Annotated in this window: 17 protein-coding genes and 1 tRNA gene; 6 read left to right on the top strand and 12 right to left on the bottom strand. The window is 60.3% G+C overall.

The genetic code is table 11. From position 1 onward, the window contains the following. Positions 1 to 200 precede the first annotated feature (200 nt). The 3 genes from MOP44_RS17985 to MOP44_RS17995 are packed head-to-tail and all read left to right on the top strand — an operon-like array spanning position 201 to position 4,784. Entirely contained in the window at positions 201 to 2,033 is a 1,833-nt protein-coding gene (locus MOP44_RS17985; protein WP_260791632.1) for an ABC transporter ATP-binding protein, read from the top strand. A 55-nt stretch (positions 2,034 to 2,088) separates the two neighbouring features. Continuing rightward, entirely contained in the window at positions 2,089 to 3,378 is a 1,290-nt protein-coding gene (locus tag MOP44_RS17990) for an MFS transporter (RefSeq protein WP_260791633.1), read from the top strand. Between the two features lie 32 nt (positions 3,379 to 3,410). Beyond that, a complete protein-coding gene (locus tag MOP44_RS17995) occupies positions 3,411 to 4,784 on the top strand; it encodes a glycosyltransferase family 87 protein (protein WP_260791634.1) in 1,374 nt (457 codons plus the stop codon). 9 nt (positions 4,785 to 4,793) lie between these two features. Here MOP44_RS17995 and bshA read toward each other — a convergent pair whose 3' ends face one another. The 11 genes from bshA to MOP44_RS18050 all read right to left on the bottom strand — a co-directional run bounded on the left by bshA (position 4,794) and on the right by MOP44_RS18050 (position 17,536). Further along, complete coding sequence (gene bshA, locus MOP44_RS18000) at positions 4,794 to 5,936, bottom strand: N-acetyl-alpha-D-glucosaminyl L-malate synthase BshA (RefSeq protein ID WP_260791635.1); 1,143 nt, start codon at positions 5,934 to 5,936, stop codon at positions 4,794 to 4,796. Between the two features lie 160 nt (positions 5,937 to 6,096). Then, a complete protein-coding gene (locus tag MOP44_RS18005; RefSeq protein ID WP_260791636.1) occupies positions 6,097 to 7,164 on the bottom strand; it encodes a protein-glutamate methylesterase/protein-glutamine glutaminase in 1,068 nt (355 codons plus the stop codon). 14 nt (positions 7,165 to 7,178) lie between these two features. Then, positions 7,179 to 7,736 carry a chemotaxis protein CheD gene (locus MOP44_RS18010; protein WP_260791637.1) on the bottom strand — a complete coding sequence of 186 codons (558 nt, stop codon included), beginning with the start codon at positions 7,734 to 7,736 and terminating at the stop codon, positions 7,179 to 7,181. Next, the gene (locus MOP44_RS18015) at positions 7,723 to 8,574 is read right to left on the bottom strand and encodes a CheR family methyltransferase (protein ID WP_260791638.1); all 852 of its coding nucleotides are present in this window, start codon (positions 8,572 to 8,574) and stop codon (positions 7,723 to 7,725) included. The genes MOP44_RS18010 and MOP44_RS18015 overlap by 14 nt, the downstream gene beginning before the upstream one ends. A gap of 45 nt (positions 8,575 to 8,619) precedes the next feature. Continuing rightward, on the bottom strand, positions 8,620 to 9,129 hold the full coding sequence (locus MOP44_RS18020; protein WP_260791639.1) for a chemotaxis protein CheW: 510 nt from the start codon (positions 9,127 to 9,129) through the stop codon (positions 8,620 to 8,622). A 61-nt stretch (positions 9,130 to 9,190) separates the two neighbouring features. After that, positions 9,191 to 11,950, bottom strand: a complete 2,760-nt coding sequence (locus tag MOP44_RS18025) for a methyl-accepting chemotaxis protein (protein WP_260791640.1) — start codon at positions 11,948 to 11,950, stop codon at positions 9,191 to 9,193. A gap of 141 nt (positions 11,951 to 12,091) precedes the next feature. Continuing rightward, the gene (locus MOP44_RS18030; RefSeq protein ID WP_260791641.1) at positions 12,092 to 14,197 is read right to left on the bottom strand and encodes a chemotaxis protein CheA; all 2,106 of its coding nucleotides are present in this window, start codon (positions 14,195 to 14,197) and stop codon (positions 12,092 to 12,094) included. A 44-nt stretch (positions 14,198 to 14,241) separates the two neighbouring features. Further along, the gene (locus MOP44_RS18035) at positions 14,242 to 14,601 is read right to left on the bottom strand and encodes an STAS domain-containing protein (RefSeq protein WP_260791642.1); all 360 of its coding nucleotides are present in this window, start codon (positions 14,599 to 14,601) and stop codon (positions 14,242 to 14,244) included. A gap of 233 nt (positions 14,602 to 14,834) precedes the next feature. Then, positions 14,835 to 16,145 carry a methyl-accepting chemotaxis protein gene (locus MOP44_RS18040; protein WP_260791643.1) on the bottom strand — a complete coding sequence of 437 codons (1,311 nt, stop codon included), beginning with the start codon at positions 16,143 to 16,145 and terminating at the stop codon, positions 14,835 to 14,837. Between the two features lie 4 nt (positions 16,146 to 16,149). Then, positions 16,150 to 16,524 carry a response regulator gene (locus MOP44_RS18045; protein ID WP_260791644.1) on the bottom strand — a complete coding sequence of 125 codons (375 nt, stop codon included), beginning with the start codon at positions 16,522 to 16,524 and terminating at the stop codon, positions 16,150 to 16,152. A gap of 151 nt (positions 16,525 to 16,675) precedes the next feature. Then, positions 16,676 to 17,536 (bottom strand): ChbG/HpnK family deacetylase, encoded by an 861-nt coding sequence (locus MOP44_RS18050; RefSeq protein WP_260791645.1) that lies wholly within the window; start codon positions 17,534 to 17,536, stop codon positions 16,676 to 16,678. Positions 17,537 to 17,631: 95 nt separating this feature from the next. Between MOP44_RS18050 and MOP44_RS18055 the strand changes: the two genes are divergently transcribed. Beyond that, positions 17,632 to 17,708 (top strand) — tRNA-Val (locus tag MOP44_RS18055). A gap of 266 nt (positions 17,709 to 17,974) precedes the next feature. Beyond that, positions 17,975 to 18,211 carry a hypothetical protein gene (locus MOP44_RS18060; RefSeq protein WP_260791646.1) on the top strand — a complete coding sequence of 79 codons (237 nt, stop codon included), beginning with the start codon at positions 17,975 to 17,977 and terminating at the stop codon, positions 18,209 to 18,211. A 40-nt stretch (positions 18,212 to 18,251) separates the two neighbouring features. Here the strand turns inward: MOP44_RS18060 and MOP44_RS18065 are convergent, their stop codons facing one another. After that, positions 18,252 to 18,683: a lysozyme gene (locus MOP44_RS18065; RefSeq protein ID WP_260791647.1), complete on the bottom strand. Its 432-nt coding sequence runs from the start codon at positions 18,681 to 18,683 to the stop codon at positions 18,252 to 18,254. A gap of 137 nt (positions 18,684 to 18,820) precedes the next feature. Between MOP44_RS18065 and MOP44_RS18070 the strand changes: the two genes are divergently transcribed. After that, a complete protein-coding gene (locus MOP44_RS18070; protein ID WP_260791648.1) occupies positions 18,821 to 20,251 on the top strand; it encodes a zinc dependent phospholipase C family protein in 1,431 nt (476 codons plus the stop codon). Positions 20,252 to 20,257: the final 6 nt, after the last annotated feature.

A 20,257-nucleotide genomic window follows, 5' to 3' on the forward strand; every position in this document is an offset into this window, starting at 1 on the left:
AAGATTCAAGACTTGACTTCAATGGTCTAAGCAAGTCCATCTTCGAGCGCTCAGTTTCACCGAGTTAGCGAATTGACTTTTGAAGACGCCGCACAAGCTACACTGACCATGCCGCGCCGAAGCAGTTCGCGCGGCGGAGGGCCATCTTCATGGGGGGCATGATCAGCGCCTGGCGAACAATGAGCCAGGACCCTTCCGTAGTGAAGCAAAAAGTGAAACCGGGGACGGCGAAGCGCATGCTTTCCTATGCGCTGCCTTACACCGGCCTGCTCGCGCTGTTTCTCATCGTTGTGATCATCGATGCATCGATCGGGATTGTGAATCCGCTGATCTATCGGGAGGTCATCAACGAGGGCATCCTCAAGGGCAACGCGCCGCTCATCGTTCGGCTCGCTATCATCGTTGGAGGACTGGGGCTTTTCGACGGAGCACTGGGCATTGCGCAGACCTTTCTCGCTTCGAAGATTGGCGCGGAGATCGTTCTCTCGATCCGCAATCGGCTCTTCGCGCACATCCAGAGCATGCCACTGGCATTCTTTACCCGCACGCAGACAGGAGCTCTGGTCAGCCGCCTTAATACCGATGTGCAGGGCGCACGCACTGCGTTCACTGACATCCTGTCGAATGTGGTGGGCAATCTGATCACGGTCCTGCTGATCCTGGGCGCGATGTTCGTTCTGTCGTGGCGCATCACGCTGGGTGCGCTGATACTTCTTCCAATCTTTGTGCTGCCGGCGCGCTACTGGGGACGCAAGCTGCAGGCCATTACGCGCGAGACGTACGACCTCGCCGGAAACATGAACAACCTGATGGTGGAGCGGTTCAATGTAGCGGGTGCGTTGTTGTCGAAACTGTTTGGCCGGCCGGAAGAGGACGCGCGTGTATTCAACGAGAAAGCCCAGCGCGTTTCCGACATCAGCATCAAGCTGGCAATCTACGGGCGGCTCTTCTTCACCGCACTAGCAGTTGTGGCCACCGTTGCATCGGCACTCGCGTATGGATGGGGGGGCGTTCTCGCAGTGCATCACGTTCTGGATGTTGGCACTGTGGTTGCGATTACGGCGCTGCTGGCGCGGCTCTATGCTCCACTTGTCGGCCTTTCGAACGTACAGGTCAGCATCATGACGGCGCTGGTCTCGTTCGAGCGCGTCTTTGAAGTGCTCGATCTGAAGCCGATGATTCAGGAGAACCCGCGGGCTTTGCCGATTCCAGCGGGACCTGCCTCCATCGAGTTTGACCGCGTGAGCTTCCGGTATCCTTCGGCGGCCGAGGTTTCACTGGCTTCACTCGAGGCCGTGGCGGTTCCGGATAAGCGACCCCAGACCACCGTGCTCCACGAAATCAGTTTCCGCATTGAGCCGGGGCAGTTCGTGGCATTGGTTGGCCCATCGGGCGCCGGAAAGACGACGATTACGCAGCTTGTGCCACGCCTCTACGATCCGCAAAGCGGGGCCGTGCAGATCAGCGGCATCGATGTCAGGGAGCTCAAGCTTGAGTCGCTCAACCGACGCATTGGCGTTGTTACGCAGGACGCGCATCTCTTCCACGATACGATTCGCGCCAACCTGCTCTACGCCAAGCCTGACGCGAGCGATCAGCAGATATACGCGGCTCTGCGCGACGCACAGATTCTCGGACTCGTCGAGTCACTGCCCGACAAGCTCGACACCATGGTCGGGGAGCGCGGCTATCGCTTCTCGGGGGGCGAGAAGCAGCGCATCGCGATTGCCCGGCTGCTGCTGAAGGGTCCGGACATTGTGATTCTCGACGAGGCAACGGCACATCTCGATTCCGAGTCGGAAGCGGCCATTCAGCGCGCGCTCGAAACGGCGCTTGCGGGACGCACCTCGATCGTGATCGCGCATCGGCTTTCGACCATCCTGAAGGCCGACGAGATTCTGGTGGTGCAGAACGGGCGGATTGTGCAACGCGGAACTCATGCTGCGCTATTGGCGGAGCCAGGGATTTATACCGAACTTTACCAACGGCAATTCGCGGAGGCCGGAGCTAAAACACATCAGCCCGTTGTATAGCTGACAAACTGAGTGGACCTCGTTGCCTATCCGCCTGTAACCTTGACGCTCCACGATGCCCGAGGCTCTCGTTCCCGCCGATGCAACCAGCCGAGCGATCCGCCATGCACTGCGGCGACTGGTTCCGTTCCTGATGCTGATGTTTGTGGTGTCGTTTCTGGATCGCGCCAATGTGGCGTTCGCCAAGCAGGCGCTGGCCGCAACTGAGGGGATATCCGAGCAGATCTACGCGCTGGGTGCCGGACTGTTCTTTCTGTCGTACTCGACATGCGGATTTCCCAGCAATCTGATCCTGCACCGGATTGGCGCGCGGCGATGGCTTAGCACGCTGCTGATTGCGTGGGGACTGGTGAGCACAAGCACGATGTTCGTCACCGGGCCGGAGTCGTTCTATGCGCTGCGGCTGCTGCTGGGCGCGACCGAGGCGGGCTTTTTCCCGGGTGTGATTCTGTACCTGACGTACTGGTTTCCGAATCGGGTGCGGGGGCGGATGATGGGCTTGTTTTACCTGGGAGTGCCGCTCGCGCTGATCCTGGGAGGACCGCTGTCGGGATTTCTGCTCGACCTGCACGGGCGCGGCGGACTGCAGGGATGGCAATGGATGTTTCTGGTGGAAGGGTTGCTGGCTGTGGGCGTCGGCTTTGCTGCGTTTGCACTGCTTGAGGACAAGCCGGTCGAGGCAGCGTGGCTTCCGGGGGACGAGAAGCGGGCGCTGGTAGAGGAACTGGCGAGCGAGGAGCACGCGCGGCGTTCGGCAGGGCCAGTGGAACTGCTGCCGATGCTGCGCGATCCGCGGGTTCTTCGGTTCCTGCTGATTTATGCGCTGATCCAGACCAGCACTTACGGCGTGGTCTTCTATCTTCCTGCGGAGGTCGCCGGGTTGCTGCATCGGCCAGCGGGATTCATCGTCGGACTGGTATCGGCGATTCCGTGGATTTGCGCGTTGGCGGCGGTCTACTTTCTTCCGCACACGGCTGACGCGCGCTGCAATCATCGCCGAGTTGCGGCGCTTACGCTGCTCATTGCCGGGGTGGCCAGCCTGGTATTCCCGACGGCCGGACCGGTCGTTGGGCTTATCGCATTGTCCGTTGCAGCGTCTGGATTTGTCGCGGTACAGCCAGTTTTCTGGACATTCCCCACGAGCTATCTTGCGGGGCGCGCCGCGGCCGGAGGGATCGCACTGATTGGGGCAGGGAACCTGGGCGGATTCTTCGCTCCCAACCTGAAGGTGTGGGCCGATCGGGCGTTTCACTCGCAGACTGCGGGACTTTATCTGCTGGCTGGCCTGACACTGGTGAATGCGGGGCTGATTGCGACGATGCGCAACGCACCCGGAGATCGCTAGGCTGATAAGCTAACTGCAACGTCAGACCACTCATGATTCAGTCCCCCCGGGAGGAGCTTCTGTCCCCGTCGCGCAAGGGTGCCCTGTTCTACTTCGTCGTGGGCGCGGTTTTGTTTCTACTGCTCGGCTTGCTGGCTCACAATATGCCGGGGCAGCAAAACTGCGATTTCAAGGCGCTCTACACCGCATCCAAGGCTTTTCTGCAACATCATGACCCTTACCGCCAGGCCAATCTGGTGCGGGCCTATCAGTCGCTTTACCCGGGATATCATCCGATTCTGAGTCAGGTAGACACGATCTACGTTAACCTGCCCAGCACGGTGGTTCTGCTTGCGCCGTTCGCGTTGTTGCCGTGGACAGCAGCGCAGGTGTTATGGTCAGCTCTGACGGCGGTCAGCGTGATCTTCGCAGCGTGGCTGATGTGGGATCTCGCATACGTGTGGTCCCCGCGCGTTGCAGGGATTCTGACATTCGTTGTGCTCTCGGGCAGCCAGGCGCTACTTTTCGTGGGCAATCCGGCGGGCCTGGTGATTGGCCTCGTTACCATTGGGGCATGGTGTTTTGTCCGCGAGAAGAATGTTGCGATCGGCGTAGCGTGTATGGCAATCGCTCTGTTGATCAAGCCGCAGGACGCTGGCTTTATCTGGTTATATTTCCTGCTGATCGGCGGGAGGTCGCGGCGCCGCGCATTGCAGACTCTTGCCATCGTGATTCCCGTGGCGTGCTGGGCTGCGATCTCGATCGCACAGATCTCGCCTGACTGGATGATCGAGCTGCGTCAGAATCTGATGACAACGATGGGGCCGGAACAAGTCAACAATCCGCTTGCAACAAGGGTTGATCCTTTGTGGCCAGGATCGATGATCGTGAGCCTGCAGACTGTGACCGGCGTGTTCTGGACCGATCCCCGCATTTACAACGGAGTGGCTTATCTGGTGTTGGTGCCGCTGATCGTGTTTTGGGCGCTGAAGAGTAAGGGTTCGCGGCCGGATCCTGCGCGCGCCTGGATCGCTCTTGCGACTATCGTGCCCCTTTCGATGCTCGCGGGCTATCATCGCCAGCACGATACGCGGCTGCTGCTTCTGGCGCTGCCGGCGTGTGCCATGCTTGCCGCGCGCAAAGACCGCGTCGGCAGGCTGGCGGTAGTGTTTACTTCCATTGCCGCGCTGGCCAGCTCGAACCTGGTGCTGCCACTCTTCGGACATGTGAGCTATGGGTTGCGCGACCGAATGCCCGGCTTGGGCGGAAAGCTGCTTTACGCGATTGTGGGGAGGCCGGTGCCGCTGGCTTTGCTGGTGATGAGCGGCTTCTACTGCTGGCTTCTGCTGAGGCCGGCACTCTTGCGTGATGCGGATTTGAGCGTCGGCCGGATCGAGGAAGATGGGCCGGGTGTGGCGGTGATCTAAAGCGGGCACCTATCGTTTGGCCAGCAGAGATTCGTAGAACTCGACGTACTGGGGAATCACGAGCGTGGTGCAGAAACGCTTTTGCGCGGCTTTGCGGCCGGCGTCGCGCATGGTCTGCAGGCGGTCGGGGTTGGTGAGCAGGGCGAGGGCTCCGGCTGCCATCTCGTTGACGGCGCCGACGGAATAGAGAAGGCCAGTTTCGCCATCATCGATGAGCTCAGGCACGCCGCCAACACGAGTGGCGATGGACGGGACCTTGCAGGCCATGGCTTCCAGCGCCGCGAGGCCGAAGGACTCCAGCTCCGAAGGCATCAGCATCAGGTCGGCCAGGGGGAGCAGCTCGTTAACGCGTTCCTGCTTGCCGAGGAAGTGGATCCTGGAGTGGATTTTGAGGTCGTGGGCGAGCCACTCGGCTGCGGAGCGATCGGGGCCGTCGCCGACGAGGATGAGCTGCGCCGGAACCTGCGCGGCTACCTGCGCAAAGACCTTGACTACGTCGACTACTCGCTTGACGGGGCGGAAATTCGACAGGTGGATCAGAAGCTTTTCATCGGGCTTGGCAAAGCGCGCGCGCTCTGCAGCCCATTTCGATTCGTCTTTGTAGGGCTGGTAGACGTTGCAGTTGACGAAGTTGGGCACGACGGCGATGTCGCGCGTGATGCCGAAGGCTGAGAGGGTCTTGTCTTTCAAGTACTGCGAGATGCTGGTGACGCCGTCGCTCTGCTGGATGGAGTAGCGGGTGATGGGAAGATAGCTGCGGTCGAGTCCCACGAGGGTGATGTCCGTGCCGTGCAGCGTGGTAACGAAGGGCAGTTTGCGGCCGCGATCGGCGAGCATCTGCCGGGCGAGCAGCGCGCTCACCGAATGCGGAATGGCGTAGTGCACGTGAAGCAGGTCCAGTTCGTAGAACTCTGCCACTTCAGCCATCCGCGAGGCGAGGGCGAGGTCATACGGTGGAAACTCGAACAGCGGATAGTTCGAGACGGGAACCTCGTGATAGAAGATTCCGCCGTCGCGGCCGTTGAGGCGGAAGGGCTGCGAGTAAGAGATGAAGTGAACCTCATGCCCGAGGGCAGCCAGCTCAATACCGAGTTCCGTGGCGACGACACCCGATCCGCCGTAGGTGGGATAACACGTGATACCGATACGCATGAGGGTTCCTGAGGCTGCAGTTGCGACGACCACAAAATGGCCAACCGGCTATTTTATGGTTTGATCCCAGAGATTGTAGATTCATAGACCGGTGTGAAAGATTCGAAATCAAGGCCAAGGGCCAGTCTCGAGCGGAACAGTCCGCGTGAGAGGATCCACATCATCGAGCATGGTTCAGGATGGCGCCGGCGATCGCGGTTAGAGGAAGAACCTTGCAGACGCCATTCAGCTTGATGGCTTCTTTGGGCATGCCGAACACAATGCAACTTGCTTCATCCTGAGCGATGGTGAAAGCACCGGCTTGTTTCATTTCCAGCATCCCACGAGCACCATCGTCCCCCATTCCTGTCATGATGACACCCACTGCGTTCTGCCCCGCATAGCGCGCCGCGGAACGGAACAGCACGTCGACGGAGGGCCGATGACGGCACACGAGGGGGCCGTCTTTGATCTCAACGTAATATCGTGCGCCGCTGCGTTTGAGCAGCAGATGGTGGTTGCCTGGAGCGATCAGCACGCGGCCACGCAGGACGGTATCGTTCGTCTCGGCTTCTTTGACAGATACGGCACAGAGTCCATCGAGCCTGCTGGCGAAAGCCCGGGTGAACAACTCAGGCATGTGTTGCACGATCACGATTGCGGGAGAGTCGGCGGGCAGCGCTTCAAGCAATGTTTTCAGCGCCTCCGTGCCCCCAGTGGAAGCACCGACAACGATCACCTTTTCCGTGGTCTTCACCATCGCGCTCGTGGCTGGGGAAAGGACTGCATCGGCGGTCAACTTTGGCTCGACCACGTGCGCGGCGCGCAAGGTGCGTACCCGGGCAGACGCTGCTGCCTTGATTGTCTGGCATAGATTGGTGCGCGAATCCTCGAAGAACTGGCGTGCTCCCAGCTTGGGCTTGGTGACAATCTCCACCGCCCCATACTCGAGCGCCTTCAGCGTGCTCTGCGCCCCCTCTTCCGCGAGGCTGGAACAGATCACCACGGGGATGGGGTGCTGGCTCATCAGCTTCCGCAAAAAAGTGAGCCCATCCATGCGCGGCATCTCGATATCGAGCGTGATTACATCGGGAAGCTGCTGGCTGATGCGCTCCGCCGCTGCAAAGGGATCTCCCGCCGATCCGATCACTTCGATCTCCGGGTCTGACGACAGTATCTCAGTCAATGTCTGTCTCACCACCGCCGAGTCGTCCACGATCAACACTCGAACCCGCTTTGCAGTTATCACCCGCGTTCTCCCTCTCAGCGAGTCCGTCCGTGACGGCGAATGTCCGGAAGTGCTTTCTGTGGCGTAAGTGATCCGCTTGTGTCCAGACGTCGGACGAGAACTTCTCCTGTCTGCGTGTGAAAGGTAAGGTGCATCCCCGTGCTGCGGCCGAGACACGATGCGGAAATGCTGTAGCCTTCCTCTTCCAGTACGCGTATCGCGGAATCGCGATTCAGCATCCCCACGGTCGGCCGGCATGCGTCGCTATTAACGGACAGGACGTCGTTTCCGCCAAAGATCTTGACGATGGTTTCAACGCGGGTTGCACCATGGGAATCCAGCCGCCTGGCCATTTCACGAATGGCAAAATCCACATAGCGGCGGCCAGCGTGTACGTCGATCGTCCGGACTTTGTCGGCAGGGCACCGCGGCAACATGGGATGACAGAGCGCGCCAATCTCGAGCCTCGGCACCAGAAACGTGATGCCCACACATGAGCCCAACAACGTGCGCAGGATCGCGGGCCCTTCGACCAGGTGCGACTCGCCCGGCTGCACGTAAATCTCAGACGTGGATCTGTCAGAATCGGCCATGCAGCCTCCTGTAGAGCGCGGGCGCAACCGGGTCCACCGGCAGATCGAGTTCGTGCAGCGTCTCGGAGTGCCCCATGAACAGATAACTCTCCGGCCGCAAATGCTGGGTGAGCTTTGTCAAGATGCTTTGCTGCGTGGGGCGATCGAAATAGATGATTACATTGCGGCAGAAAATCGCGTCGGCTTTGATCTGGATGTCGTAGCTCGAGTCCATGAAGTTCAGGCGGCGGAACTCGATTGTCCTGCGCAACTCCGGCACTACGCGAACACGGGTCGAGCCCGGCTCGCGGCCGCGCATGAAGTATCTGACCCTGAGCGCGTGCGGCACCGGCCGCACTGTTTCCGTTGAGTAGATGCCGCCGGCGGCCTTCTCCAGCACCACCGTTGAGATGTCGGTGGCGAGAATCCTGAAAGAGAACCCGGAATGTGCGCGCGCATATTCGCTCAACACCATGGCCAGCGTGTATGGTTCTTCCCCCGTGGAACAGCCTGCACTCCAGATGAGGAAGGGCCTGCGATTGCTTTCCTGCGCCGCCCATTCAGGCAGTGCTTGCGAGGTGAGGAATTCAAAATGAGCGGGCTCGCGAAAGAAATCTGTCTTATTCGTGGTGACGACATCGACCAGGTGCACCAGCTCTTCCCTCTGACCGCGGTCGGAAAAGAGATAGTCGCAGTAGGCGCGGTAAGAGTGAATTTCCAGCGCCTTGAGCCGGCGGCGCAAACGGCCTTCCAGCATCGTCTTCTTTTGCGAACCCAGCACAATGCCGGCCTCCTCATAAATGAGTTGGCAGAGCCGGCTGAAGTCTGTGGTCGAGATGCTTTCGTCACGGTTGTGCATAGGGGTAAAAGGGGCGGCAGCAATCGCCGCCCTCTGTGATTCTCCTTAGGCAGCTTCCACGAGTTCCTGGGACGACTCCCGGTTGCGCACGAAAGCGAGTTCCTCAGCCGAGAAGACCCGGTCGATGTCGAGGATCATGATGAACTGCGCATCGCGCTTACCCATGCCTCGAATGAAGTCGCTGCGGATCTGGCTGCCGATGCGGGGCGCCGGCTCGATCTGCTCCGGATCCAGGTCGATGACTTCCTCAACGGAATCGGCCAGCGCGCCGATCACCATCGATTCGGAATCGAGCACCACTTCGACGACCACAATGCACGTGTTGCGCGTGGTCTCGGTCCTCGACATCCCGAAACTTAGTCGGAGGTCGACAACTGGAACCACGCTCCCGCGCAGGTTGATCACCCCGGCCATGAAATCGGGCGTCCGGGGGATTGCAGTGATAGGTGTGAGATCGAGCACTTCTCTCACCTTGGCCACGTCGGTGGCAAACACCTCGTTGCCGAGCTTGAAGGTGAGATACTGCCGCGTCTCTGTGATTTCGCTAACACTCATAGTTTTCAACTCCTCGTTGACCGTGAGACGGGGCGGAACTCGCGAGCGCCGCCCCAGGCAGTCAGTAACGCTCGAACTCTGAATCGAGTTCGTCGTGCTTGTCATTCAGCCGCAGAACCACACCTGCCTTCCCATTCGGCTTGACCGCGGCAACAATGGCGTGGGCCTCCGGCTTCGGCGGCCTCGCGGCGGGCGTGTGGGCCAGCCTTGCCGGTCGCGATCCGTTGGCACGCTGCCTGCGGGCGTCTCCCTCGTCGCCGGTGTGGAAGAAGGAAAGCGCGCTGACCAGTTGATCGGATTGTCCGGTAAGCTCCTCTGTTGTTGAGGCCATCTCCTCGGCCGCCGAGGCATTCTGCTGGATCACCTGTTCGAGCTGCTGCAGAGCCTTGTTGATCTGCTCGGCGCCGGTGTCCTGTTCCTTACTGGCTGCGGAGATTTCCTGCACCAACTCTGCGGTGCGCTGGATATCGGGCACCAGTTTTTGCAGCATCTCGCCCGAATTCTCGGAAACCGTGAGTGTTGTTGATGAAAGCTGATTGATCTCTCCAGCGGCCTTCTGGCTGCGCTCGGCCAGTTTCCGCACCTCGGCTGCAACCACGGCGAAGCCTTTGCCATGCTCGCCCGCGCGTGCGGCTTCAATTGCGGCATTCAATGCCAGCAGGTTCGTCTGGCGCGCGATCTCTTCAATGATTGAGATCTTGTTGGCGATCTCCTTCATGGCTGCCACCGCTTCCAGAACGCTCTTGCCGCTCTCCTGCGCGTCCTGAGCGCTCTTGTTGGCGATCTTGTCGGTCTGCTGCGCGTTATCGGCATTCTGCTTGATGTTGGAGACCATCTCCTCCATCGACGACGAAGCCTCTTCGGCCGCAGCGGCCTGCGCGCTTGCGCCCTTCGACACTTGTACCGAGGCAGTCGCGATCGACTGGCTCGCTGCCGCCACTTCGCCTGCGATAGATCGAATGTCGCCCACCGTGCGCGTGAGCCCGGAGACCATCGCGCTCAACGCCTGCATCAATTTGTCCTGCGCGGAGCGTTCTTTGACTGCAACGGTCAGATTGCCGGCCGAAATCTCCTCCGCCGCCCTTGTAATCTCGTTCATGGCGGCAATCAGTGAGTTCAAGTTGTTCTTGATGGTGTTGAAATCGCCATTGTACGTATCAGTGATCTGCGGCGGTATCTCCCCTTTAGAGATCAGTTCAACATACCGCGCCGAAACGTTGAGAGGTGCGATGACGGCGTCGAGAATATCGTTGACTCCGCGTACGATTCCGCTAAACGCTCCTTGAAATTCTGCGTCCCTGCCGCGCGTTGCGAGCTGTCCCTGCCGTCCCGCGTCGGCCAGGCGTCCCAGCTCCTTGTTGAGCGATTGCAGCACGATGCCGACGTTGTTGACGGCCAGCTTCATCTTCTCGTGGTCGCCTTTGTACGTCTGCGTGATCAGCTCGTCGATTTTGCCCGCTGAAATCTGCGCCAGAATGCGATTGCCTTCGCCGATGGGCAGCAGGATTGCGTCAAGCATGGCGTTTACGCCGTGGACGATCTCGGCAAATGTGCCCTGGAACTGATCGGGCCTGCCGCGCTCCGAGAGCAGACCGTCGTGCGAAGCCGCTATGAGCCGCACCATCTCCTTGTTGAGCGATTGCAGCACGATGCCGACGTTGTTGACAGCCAGCTTCATCTTCTCGTGGTCGCCCTTGTACGTCTGGGTGATCAACTCGTCGATCTTGCCGGCTGAAATCTGCGCTAGGATGCGATTGCCTTCGCCGATGGGCAGCAGGATTGCGTCAAGCATGGCGTTTACGCCATGGACGATCTCGGCAAACGTGCCCTCGAACTGATCGGGCCTGCCGCGCTCCGAGAGTCGCCCGGCGTGCGAAGCCGTGATGAGCCGTGCCATCTCCTTCTGCAGGTTCTCCAGTACTTCACCAACGCGATGCAGGCTCAGGGTGAGAACGTCGCGATCCGATTTGGCTGTGAGCTTGGTTGTCAGGTCACCTGCCGCCACCTTCTCAAGCGCCCCTGCAGCCGATCGAATGTACGCGACCAGGCCTCGAAACGATTCGGCTAATGAGCCGACTTCATCGCCAGAGGTGTATTCGACCTTCTGATTCACATCTCCAAGCGAGATGCCTTTCGCCGCCTCGGCGAGCTGAGCAAGCGGCCGCGAAATGCTGCGTGAGATAAAGATGCCCGAGGCAAGGCCAAAGGTCACACCCCCGATCGTGAGGATCAGCATGAACGTGCGGCTGCTGCGGTATACCTGTTCCGTCATACTTGCATCAGACTGCGCCAGCTCCGACTTCAAGGTGGATAGCGCTGTCAACGCGTTGTCCGCAACGTCAGCCTTCTCGCGCTCCGTGCCCATCGACATGTCTACCGAGGCACGATTCTGCTGAAGCTGATCCTTAGCCGCCATCTCAAGCACCTGGTCCAGCACCTGGTTGCGATCCCGTATCGCATCGTCAATTTTGGCGAGCAACTCTTTGCCTTTATCTGTATGGATGCGAGGCCGAGCGTTTTCCAAATTCTCCCGTAGCTTCTCCTGGTCGGATCGGATGGCCCTTCTGTACCGCTCGCGCTGCTCTGCGGTGCTGGCCAGCAGGAAGTTCTTCTCGTCTCTGCCCACGTAGATGAGATCAATATTTGCTTCCTTCAAATAGGAGAGGCCCAGAGTCTCCTTTGCATAGGAAGAAGCCGCACGTTCAGCGATGTCTCCCATCTTCGCAATTCCAATCAGGCCCACTACGGACGTGATGGCGCCCACCATAACGAAGGCTCCGATCAGCTTCGTCCCGATCTTCATGTTGTAGAACCATTTCATCCCGCTGCTCCTTACGGGCAGGTCGCATTGGCCGGCATTGCGGCTGCGCCATACCCTGTCTTTCGTTCTGAATGTCGGCCGGACCGATCAAGCGCATGAGCCGGCCCACGCCCTTCCTCTGCCTTCTTTGCTCCCTGGTCGCTAGCCGGTGTCGGTGTCCGCAATAGGGGGCGGGTCGGTTTGCGCATACCCCCGTGGTCGCTTCGACAGAATGCTTCGGTCCTCCGAATGCGCCGCTTCCTGGATCAGTCGATCAGGATCGAGAATCAAAGCTACGGTCCCGTTTCCGAGGATGGTGGCTCCGGCCACCATCTGCACCTGCCGGTAGACCCGTCCTAGGCTCTTGATCACCGCCTGGCAATTGCCCAGAATCTGATCGACCACCAGCCCCACGCGGCCCTTGCCGTTATCCAGAAAAATGACCTGGTCGATCTCCGGCCCGCGCAACGGCAGGCCGAAGTACTCGCGCAGCCGGATGTAAGGCACGATCTGCCCGCGCACGGTCGCAAAACGATGGCCATTTGACCTCTCGATTTCCTTGTGCGTCAACTCGATACATTCGAGAGTGCTAGCTACTGGCAGCACAAAGCTGCCGTCGCCCACTGTAACCAGCAGGCCGTCGATGATTGCCATAGTCAGCGGCAGGCGCAGCGTAACTGTGGTTCCTGCCCCGTTTCTGCTGGAAACATCCACGGCGCCGCGCAGGCTCTCCACCTTCTGCCGCACCACGTCCATGCCTACGCCGCGGCCTGAAACATCGGTGACTTGCCTGGCGGTCGAGAACCCGGGTTGAAAGATCAACCCATAAATCTGCGTTTCAGTCAGGTCTGCGTCCGCAGGAATCAGCCCGCGCTCGACTGCACGCCGGCGCACTGCCTCGCAGTCGATCCCGCGGCCATCGTCAGCAACCGAGATAAGAACGTTGGCGCCCGAGTGCTTCGCCGACAGGTGAATGCGAGCCATCGCCGCCTTGCCGTTTGCCACGCGGGCCTCCACCGGCTCGATGCCGTGATCCATGCTGTTGCGGATCAGGTGCATCAGTGGATCGCTCAACTGTTCGATCACCGTCTTGTCGAGCTCGGTCTCGGCGCCCTCGATGGTCAGGTCGACGTTTTTGCCAAGATCGCGAGCCAGGTCGTGCACCAGCCGCCGGAACTTATCAAATGTGGCCCGGATCGGCACCAGCCGCATGTTCATAGAGCTCTCGCGCAGAGCCGAGGTCAGCCGCTCCACTTCCTCGCCCACCGCCGTGAGTTCGGCGTCAACCCTGCGGCCGGCAAGCTCGCTCAGGCGCGCCTGCACCGTCACCAGTTCTCCCACGAGGTCTACAAGCTGGTCCAGCTTGGCCGCGGCAATGCGCAGGCTTGTCGCGTTGTCGGGCTTATCGTAGCTGCGCCGTCCACCCGGTGTCCCTCGCGACTCCTTCAGGACGCGGGCATGCTCGTCGGCATCGACGACTGGCGCGGCGTTCTCGCGCATACCCTCTGCCGACGCAGGCACTCCGACGCTCTCGATCTTCAGCTCGCACGTATCTTCGACAAAAATGAAGACTTCGCGAATCGCTTCTCTTTCCGCCCTGGTCTCAAGATGGATCTCCCAACGCACATAGCACCGCTCGGCATCGAACTCCTCGAGAGGTGGAACGGCTTCCATGCCGGCGCGCACTTTTGCGTGCCCCAGTTCGCGCAATTCTCGCAGCAGCATCCGCGGATTGGCGCCAATGCGCATCAGGTCTGGCCCGGGCGCGAACTGAATGCGCCAGGTCTGTATAGGTCCTTCGGGCGCAGGACTCGGTTCCACCTGCACATCAACCTTCGGCTCCGACCCAAGGTCCCTTTGTGGGCTGCTCTCTGCGCCTGAGAGCCGCCGCACGCTCTCGAGCAAGCGCTCGCGGTTCTCCGACCCGACACTCCGGGCCGGATCTTCCTCCAGCATTGCGCTGATCTCATCGAGCGCAGCCAGCGTCAGGTCGATCAGCTCGGAACTCGTCTCCAGCTGCCCGTTGCGCACCAGGTCGAATGCGGTTTCAAGATCGTGTGTAAACGCGGCCAGGTCCTCAAAGCCGAACATGGCGCCCGATCCCTTAATGGTGTGCAGACCCCGGAAGATCCGCCCGACCAGTGCACCGTCGCCGCGATTCTCATTTAATTCCAGCAGCGCCGACTCCAAATCGGTCAGTATCTCCCGCGCCTCTTCGCGAAAGCTCTGCTTGAACATCTCCGCGTTGGCTGTCGTCGCATGCTTCATGTCTTTGTTCCGATCGTCACTGGTGTTTCCGCCGCCGCGCCATTTCAATCAAACAGACGCAGGCCTTCCATACCCAGGTCCTCGACCGCATCCCGCAGCGCCTTGGGTATTTCTCCGCTGAAGCCAAACTTCACGTTCTTCTGCTCAGCCTTTCGCCTGGCCGCCCACAGGAGCGCCAGCGCTGTTACATCGAGATCGGAGACTCTCTCGAACAAGATCCGAATCGAACGCGCATTCTCGAAGCCGGCCATCAGCATGCTCTTCAGTTCCGCCGCCATGCCAATATCGATCGTCCCTGTTAGCCGGATGAGACACGCATCGCCAGACCTGCTCAGCACCAGCGGCTCCTCGCTGCGCGCTTCGGGCGGTTTCGCACACGTCTCCACTTCAACCTCGTCCGGCATCGTCGTCTCCTTGGCCCCACTCCGCCCGTTCCACAGCAACGCCGTCTGAGGCGCTGCTCAGGTCGATCTCGCCTCTTGATGGGCTGATTCAGTACAGAATGCTGGCTAGATTGTTTATCGGAAATTGAATGCAATTTCGAGGCAGAAAATAGATGGCACCGACAGAGGGTTCCTCATGCGGAAAGGGCGGCCCATTCTGGGCCGCCCCTGCGAAAGCATTCGGCGTCAGAGATTCAGAACAACTCAACCGTGGGGCCGCCGTCATCGCTCTGCCCGCCGCCCGCGATTTCCATGTGCGTGCGGGTCTGGCTCGCCATGCGATACTTGCCCAAATGCGTCGCCAGGATTCCCTTGAATGTCTGCTGCAGCTTGCCGTCCCACGTGGAATCGCAACTGAGTGCCGCCAACTGCTGGAGATGATCCCGCATCTCGCCAAGCGCCTCTTCCACGTGCCCCATCCTTTGCCGCATAACGTCCTGGAATTGAATGTGTCCCAGGGCTGTTGAGAGCCTCTCCACCGATTCGCTGTAACTCAACTCCACATCCCGGATGATATCCAGCAAAAGCTCTCCATTCCGGGAGAACTCGTCTCGCATGGAATCGAGGTCGCTTACCAGGTGACTCATCGCAGCCTGGGACTCATGCTGCTCGAGCGCGAGCCGCGCGCCCTTCAGTTCCGTTTCCACACTCTGCGAGGTTGCGTTGATCTTTGCAGCGATCTCCGTTGCTGCCTGCCTGGTTGACTCGGCAAGTTTGCGTACTTCGGTCGCTACGACAGCAAAGCCCCGCCCGGCGCTCCCCGCCCTGGCTGCCTCAATCTCCGCGTTCAAAGCCAGAAGATTCGTCTGCTGCGCGATCGAGGTAATCACCTTGATCATCGGCGTCAGTGAATTCACGCCCAGTGAAAGGTGGTCGATGCGGTCGAAATTCGCGCGCATCTCCTCCAGTTGCACCTGTTGCTCCAGGTGAACTGCGGCCACGACTCCGCGATAGCGCTCTACCCGGTCGCGCGTCGTGTCGGTAAGCGTGCGGCCGCTCTTCACGGAATTGGCCAGGCGCTGCTGCTGCTCCATCGAGCGCTCCACCAGGCTGTTCATCTGCTCGATGGCGGCCACCACCTGTTGTTCGGACTCTTTCAGGGAATCGCTGATGTGCTCCCGGAGTATGTCCACGTATTCCCGCGACTCGGCTATGTCGGCTCCCGCGGCCCGGCTGGCCGCCAGCACCCGCGAAAGCTCGTCAAAGCGCAGGTTCCCGAAGGCCCACATGTCCGCCACGGCCAGGTGTGCGCCCCGCCAGTTCCACCACTGGATCAGCAGCAGAGGGACAATGAGAATGGACGCGAACAACACGGTGGCGGCGATGAGAACACGAACGAAGTCCCGCCCCATCAGCATCCACAGCGAAGCCCACAGCACTGCCGGCAATGCAATCCCGAGAGCCGTCTGCACCAGCAGGCGGGACTCGATCCGCTTCATCCGCTGGCGCAAAACCTGCTGCTCGGTTTGTGCCGCCCGCTCCTCCACCAACGACTCGCGTGCCACTGTTCTACGCTCCCGGGAGTACTTTGCGGATAACCGCAATCAGGTCGTTGCCGGAAAGCGGTTTCACACACCAGCCTGTGGCACCCGCAAGTTTGCCTTCGTTTCGCTTGGCCAGTTCGCTTTCGGTCGTCAAGGTCAGAATGGGAACAAACTTCATGCCGGGAGTGGACCGCACAGCACGGATCAGATCCATCCCGCCCATCACCGGCATGTTAATGTCCGTCACAATCAGATCGGGCTTCAGCCCGGCCTTGAGTTTGTCCAGAGCCTCACGCCCGTTGCCTGCGCCCTCGGCGTGGAAGCCGTTCATTGTGAGCGTTGTCTTCAGGCTCAATACCATCGTGATTGAGTCATCGACAACCAGAATTGTCTTTGCCATTCCGCTGCCCGCTCTCCCAGTTCACCCATCGGCAGAAAGGAGGGCGTCTTTAAGCCCGTACACCTCCCTTTGGAGGAATGACGGGCGGCAAGGCGCGAAGACGGGTCACTTTGGCATTCAAATCAGAACGCGACCGCCAATGCGCCGGTGGTCAGAGCTCGGCGAATGAGATGAGGCAGCGAACTGGCCTAGCCTGCTGGCGGAGAGAGAGCAGGGCATCGCGCTCGATCTCGCGCGAGGAGAGCAGGCGGGTGTTGGCGTGGGCCAGTTCGGCATCATTGTAGCCGGGATGCGTGACGAGTTCGAACGTGCCGGCGCAGGGAAGCGCGTTCAGAAGAGAAGCGACTCCGCGCCCGTCGAGAGTTCCGGTGGCCAGCACGCCGAGGGCGCCCTCTGTTGTGGTGAAGCCCTCTTCGGTGACGATGCGGCGGAACGTAGCCTCCATCAACCGAAGCGCGCGCACCTGCATGCGACGGACGAGTGGAGCGCCTGGAGTGGCGCGGACGCTCCACGAAGGCTCAAATGGGTTGCGAACAGCGCGGATTCCACAGGCTCGCGCCGCGCGCAGGACCGGCCGAAGCACTCGCGGGAACATATGCGTGTGCTTGTGCGTGTCGATATGGGTCAGGCGGATGCCGCGGGCCTGAAGGGAATGAATCTGTGCACGCGCTTCAATCTCGATTTGGTAGTCGACTTTTCCAGACGCTCCCTGCTGGTAAATGCTGCGCAAGAGACTGCCCAGCGTGGGTTCAAACCGCTGTTGAACAGTGGAAGAGATGTTGGGAATGTCGTGCGCGGCAGAGAGGATCGGCTCGCCATCGACCAGAACCACATGACAGCCCACACCGAGGCTGGGCGTAGCCTTCGCGATCTCGATTGCCTCATCGGTTGCCGCAGCGCGCGCCATCACTGTGGCGCTGGTGAGCACGCCGGCCTGGTGCAGCTCGAGAACAGCGCGGTTGACGCCGGAGGTGAGGCCGAAGTCGTCGGCGTTTACGATGATGCGGGGCACCAGCCAGTGTACCAATCGGGCCGGCGCGCGAAGAGGGGCATCCTCTTTCGCTGGTATGATGATGGAAGGGCCTCCAGGGCCTTCCCACCACGCGTGGGCGGATAGCTCAGTTGGTTAGAGCGCCTGCCTTACAAGCAGGATGTCGGGGGTTCGAGTCCCTCTCTGCCCACCAGGAAACCCTTCACAAATCCTTTTTGCAACCGACAGCGTTAATAGAGCAGACATTAGAAGAACTGCCGTAATCTGCCGCGGGTGACGTTCCGGATTGAGTTGTGCAGCCTCGGTGCTATGGCATGCGCCGTCAGTGTTATTGCTGCAGCTGGTACGCCTGCCTTTAGATTAGGTCATTCAGCAAGTCGGGCCCCATGGATGTCTTGCGCCGGTTCTGGGGGAGAGCACGGCGCAAGCCCCTACAACAACGGCATTCCGGGGGAGACAGTGCAACTCGAGACCAAGTACGTGTATCTTGTCCATCTCGATTCCGAAGACGGATCCAGAAAAGCCGGGCAGCCCGCCGCCGTACGCTTCATCTTCGAACTCCTTGCCCATCAGCGGCCTGCCAGGCTTTCCTGCAAGATCGACATGCGCCGGCCGCGTTTGAGCGACTGCCGGGTCGAATTCAACGACTACGATTCAACAGACACAACGCGGGAACAGGAGCAGCCGGAGGCGTGACTTGCGGGGCAGCCGGTATTGGCCTCCGGCCTGCCTGATCCTAGGCGAGCCAGAGCTCGCGTTCCGCATTACGGCGGGTGACCAGCCCTTGCAGGACTTTGCCACCTGCGTGAACCCACTTCGGGAACTCATCTGCGGCTTCGTCCATCTTGCCCTGATTAACGAGCGTGAGCAGGGTTGAGCCCTGCAGGGCTCCGGATCCGAGGTTGAAGGTGAAGTCCACCAGCGCATCGAACTGGTTCTGGTTGAGCGGGACCCGGACTGCAGCGGCGACCGCATTTTCAGCCCACTTGACATCGTTCTGGAGCAGTTCGGTCGCCTGCTCCTCGGTGAGCCCATCGCTGAAGTCTTCCCCCGCCTTGATCAGGTGTCCGTAGCCGATGGTCGGCTTTCCAACGGCGTCCAGATACACGTGACCGACAAACCCCTCTGAGTCCTTGATGAGTTGGAGTCCCTTGTCTGACATTTCCATGGCGATTCCCCCCAGAGTTAAAGTCTTGAAGTTCCAGGGCAATGGAGGCGACGATCCCCAGGCGCTGTTCCGCCGCTACTTCGTTGCCAAGGAGTTTCTCAAGTGATGTTACACAGTTTCTGCATCTAAACCCTCTTATGGCAAGATGCGGCCTTGTGCTCGTCCGCATAATCTGTGTTCTGGCATTGCTTGCGGCTTCAGTGCCCGGATTTGCGTACTCCCTGCTCACCCACGAACAGATCATTGACCTCACCTGGGACGACTCCATCGTTCCGCTGCTGCTGAGCCGTTATCCCGGCCTGACGCCGGCGCAACTAGATGAGGCGCGGGCCTACGCGTATGGCGGGTGCGTCATCCAGGACATCGGCTATTACCCGTTCGGCCAGGCTTCGCTGTCGAACCTGACGCATTACGTGCGTTCGGGCGACTTCGTCATGGCGTTGTTTCGCAATGCCCACAATGCAAACGAGCTGGCGTTTGCGGTGGGCGCACTCTCGCATTATGTCGGCGACTCGATCGGGCATCCGCTCGCGACCAACCTGAGCGTGCCGATCACGTTTACTGAGCTAGGAGAGAAGTACGGCAAAAGCGTGAACTACGCCCAAGGGAAGGTGCAGCACGTGGAGGTGGAGTTTGCGTTCGATGTGGACGAGGACACGCACGGACGCACGGCGCCGATCCAGTACCTGCGCAAGATCGGCATGAGCGTATCGATGCAGCAGCTGTCCCTGGCTTACTACCAGACCTACGGGGTGTCGATGGACTTCTCGGGGACGCGGAAGCGCCGCGTGAATGAGAAGGCCTACCGGTTCGCCGTGCGGTCGTTTGTGCCTGATATCGCGGATGCAACGGGAATTCTGCACAAGCGCCACATGACCGCCGATCTGGATACGCCCGAGGCAAAGGAGCTGCATGGCGAAATCCACGCCATGTCGGTGGCGAACAACTGGGCGGCGTATCGCCATGGGCCCGGATTCGGCGCCCATGTGTTGGCCGGGCTGATTTTCATCATGCCTCGGTTCGGACCCTTCCGGCTGTGTGCCATCAAGGGGCCGACGCCGCAGGCCGAGGCCGATTACGTGCACAGCTTGATGCTTTCAGTCGCGGCCATGCGGCAGATGCTGGCGCGCTTTACTCCGCCAGAGAAGAGACGTGCGGCGGCTACGGATCCGCCTGCGGTAGCGGAGCCCAAGAACGAAGCTAAGCAACTGGAGAAGAGCCGGCACGCGCAAGCCGTGAGCAAAACGAGGTCCGATCCGCACCATCCGCTGCCCAACCGCGACCTGGATACGGGCGCGGTGGTAAAGCCGGGCGGCTATCCGCTCACGGACAGCACCTACGCCTATCTGCTTCACACGCTGACCAGCCAGCCGACCGTGCCCATTCCGCAGGGGATCAAGGAGGACATCCAGGCCTACTACGCGGACTTGGACGTGCCCTTCGCGACGAAAAAGCATTCCGACCAATGGAAGAAGGTGCTGGCGGATTTGCAGACACTGAAGACCATGCCGACAAGCCCGTTCCCGGAGCCGTTTCCAACCTATGAGGAGGAGCAGGGACAGGAATAGCGGTTC

Origin of the sequence: Occallatibacter riparius (genome assembly GCF_025264625.1) — a bacterium.
GTDB classification, from domain to species: Bacteria; Acidobacteriota; Terriglobia; order Terriglobales; family Acidobacteriaceae; genus Telmatobacter; species Telmatobacter riparius.

Bases quoted from the DNA above. Each gene is read 5' to 3' on its own strand.
- MOP44_RS18010 (WP_260791637.1), bottom strand. From the start codon at position 7,736: ATGGCCGATTCTGACAGATCCACGTCTGAGATTTACGTGCAGCCGGGC.
- MOP44_RS18020 (WP_260791639.1), bottom strand. From the start codon at position 9,129: ATGAGTGTTAGCGAAATCACAGAGACGCGGCAGTATCTCACCTTCAAG.
- MOP44_RS18015 (WP_260791638.1), bottom strand. From the start codon at position 8,574: ATGCACAACCGTGACGAAAGCATCTCGACCACAGACTTCAGCCGGCTC.
- MOP44_RS18035 (WP_260791642.1), bottom strand. From the start codon at position 14,601: ATGCCGGACGAGGTTGAAGTGGAGACGTGTGCGAAACCGCCCGAAGCG.
- MOP44_RS18065 (WP_260791647.1), bottom strand. From the start codon at position 18,683: ATGGAAATGTCAGACAAGGGACTCCAACTCATCAAGGACTCAGAGGGG.
- MOP44_RS18045 (WP_260791644.1), bottom strand. From the start codon at position 16,524: ATGGCAAAGACAATTCTGGTTGTCGATGACTCAATCACGATGGTATTG.
- MOP44_RS17990 (WP_260791633.1), top strand. From the start codon at position 2,089: ATGCCCGAGGCTCTCGTTCCCGCCGATGCAACCAGCCGAGCGATCCGC.
- MOP44_RS18070 (WP_260791648.1), top strand. From the start codon at position 18,821: ATGGCAAGATGCGGCCTTGTGCTCGTCCGCATAATCTGTGTTCTGGCA.
- MOP44_RS18030 (WP_260791641.1), bottom strand. From the start codon at position 14,197: ATGAAGCATGCGACGACAGCCAACGCGGAGATGTTCAAGCAGAGCTTT.
- bshA (WP_260791635.1), bottom strand. From the start codon at position 5,936: ATGCGTATCGGTATCACGTGTTATCCCACCTACGGCGGATCGGGTGTC.
- MOP44_RS18025 (WP_260791640.1), bottom strand. From the start codon at position 11,950: ATGAAATGGTTCTACAACATGAAGATCGGGACGAAGCTGATCGGAGCC.
- MOP44_RS17995 (WP_260791634.1), top strand. From the start codon at position 3,411: ATGATTCAGTCCCCCCGGGAGGAGCTTCTGTCCCCGTCGCGCAAGGGT.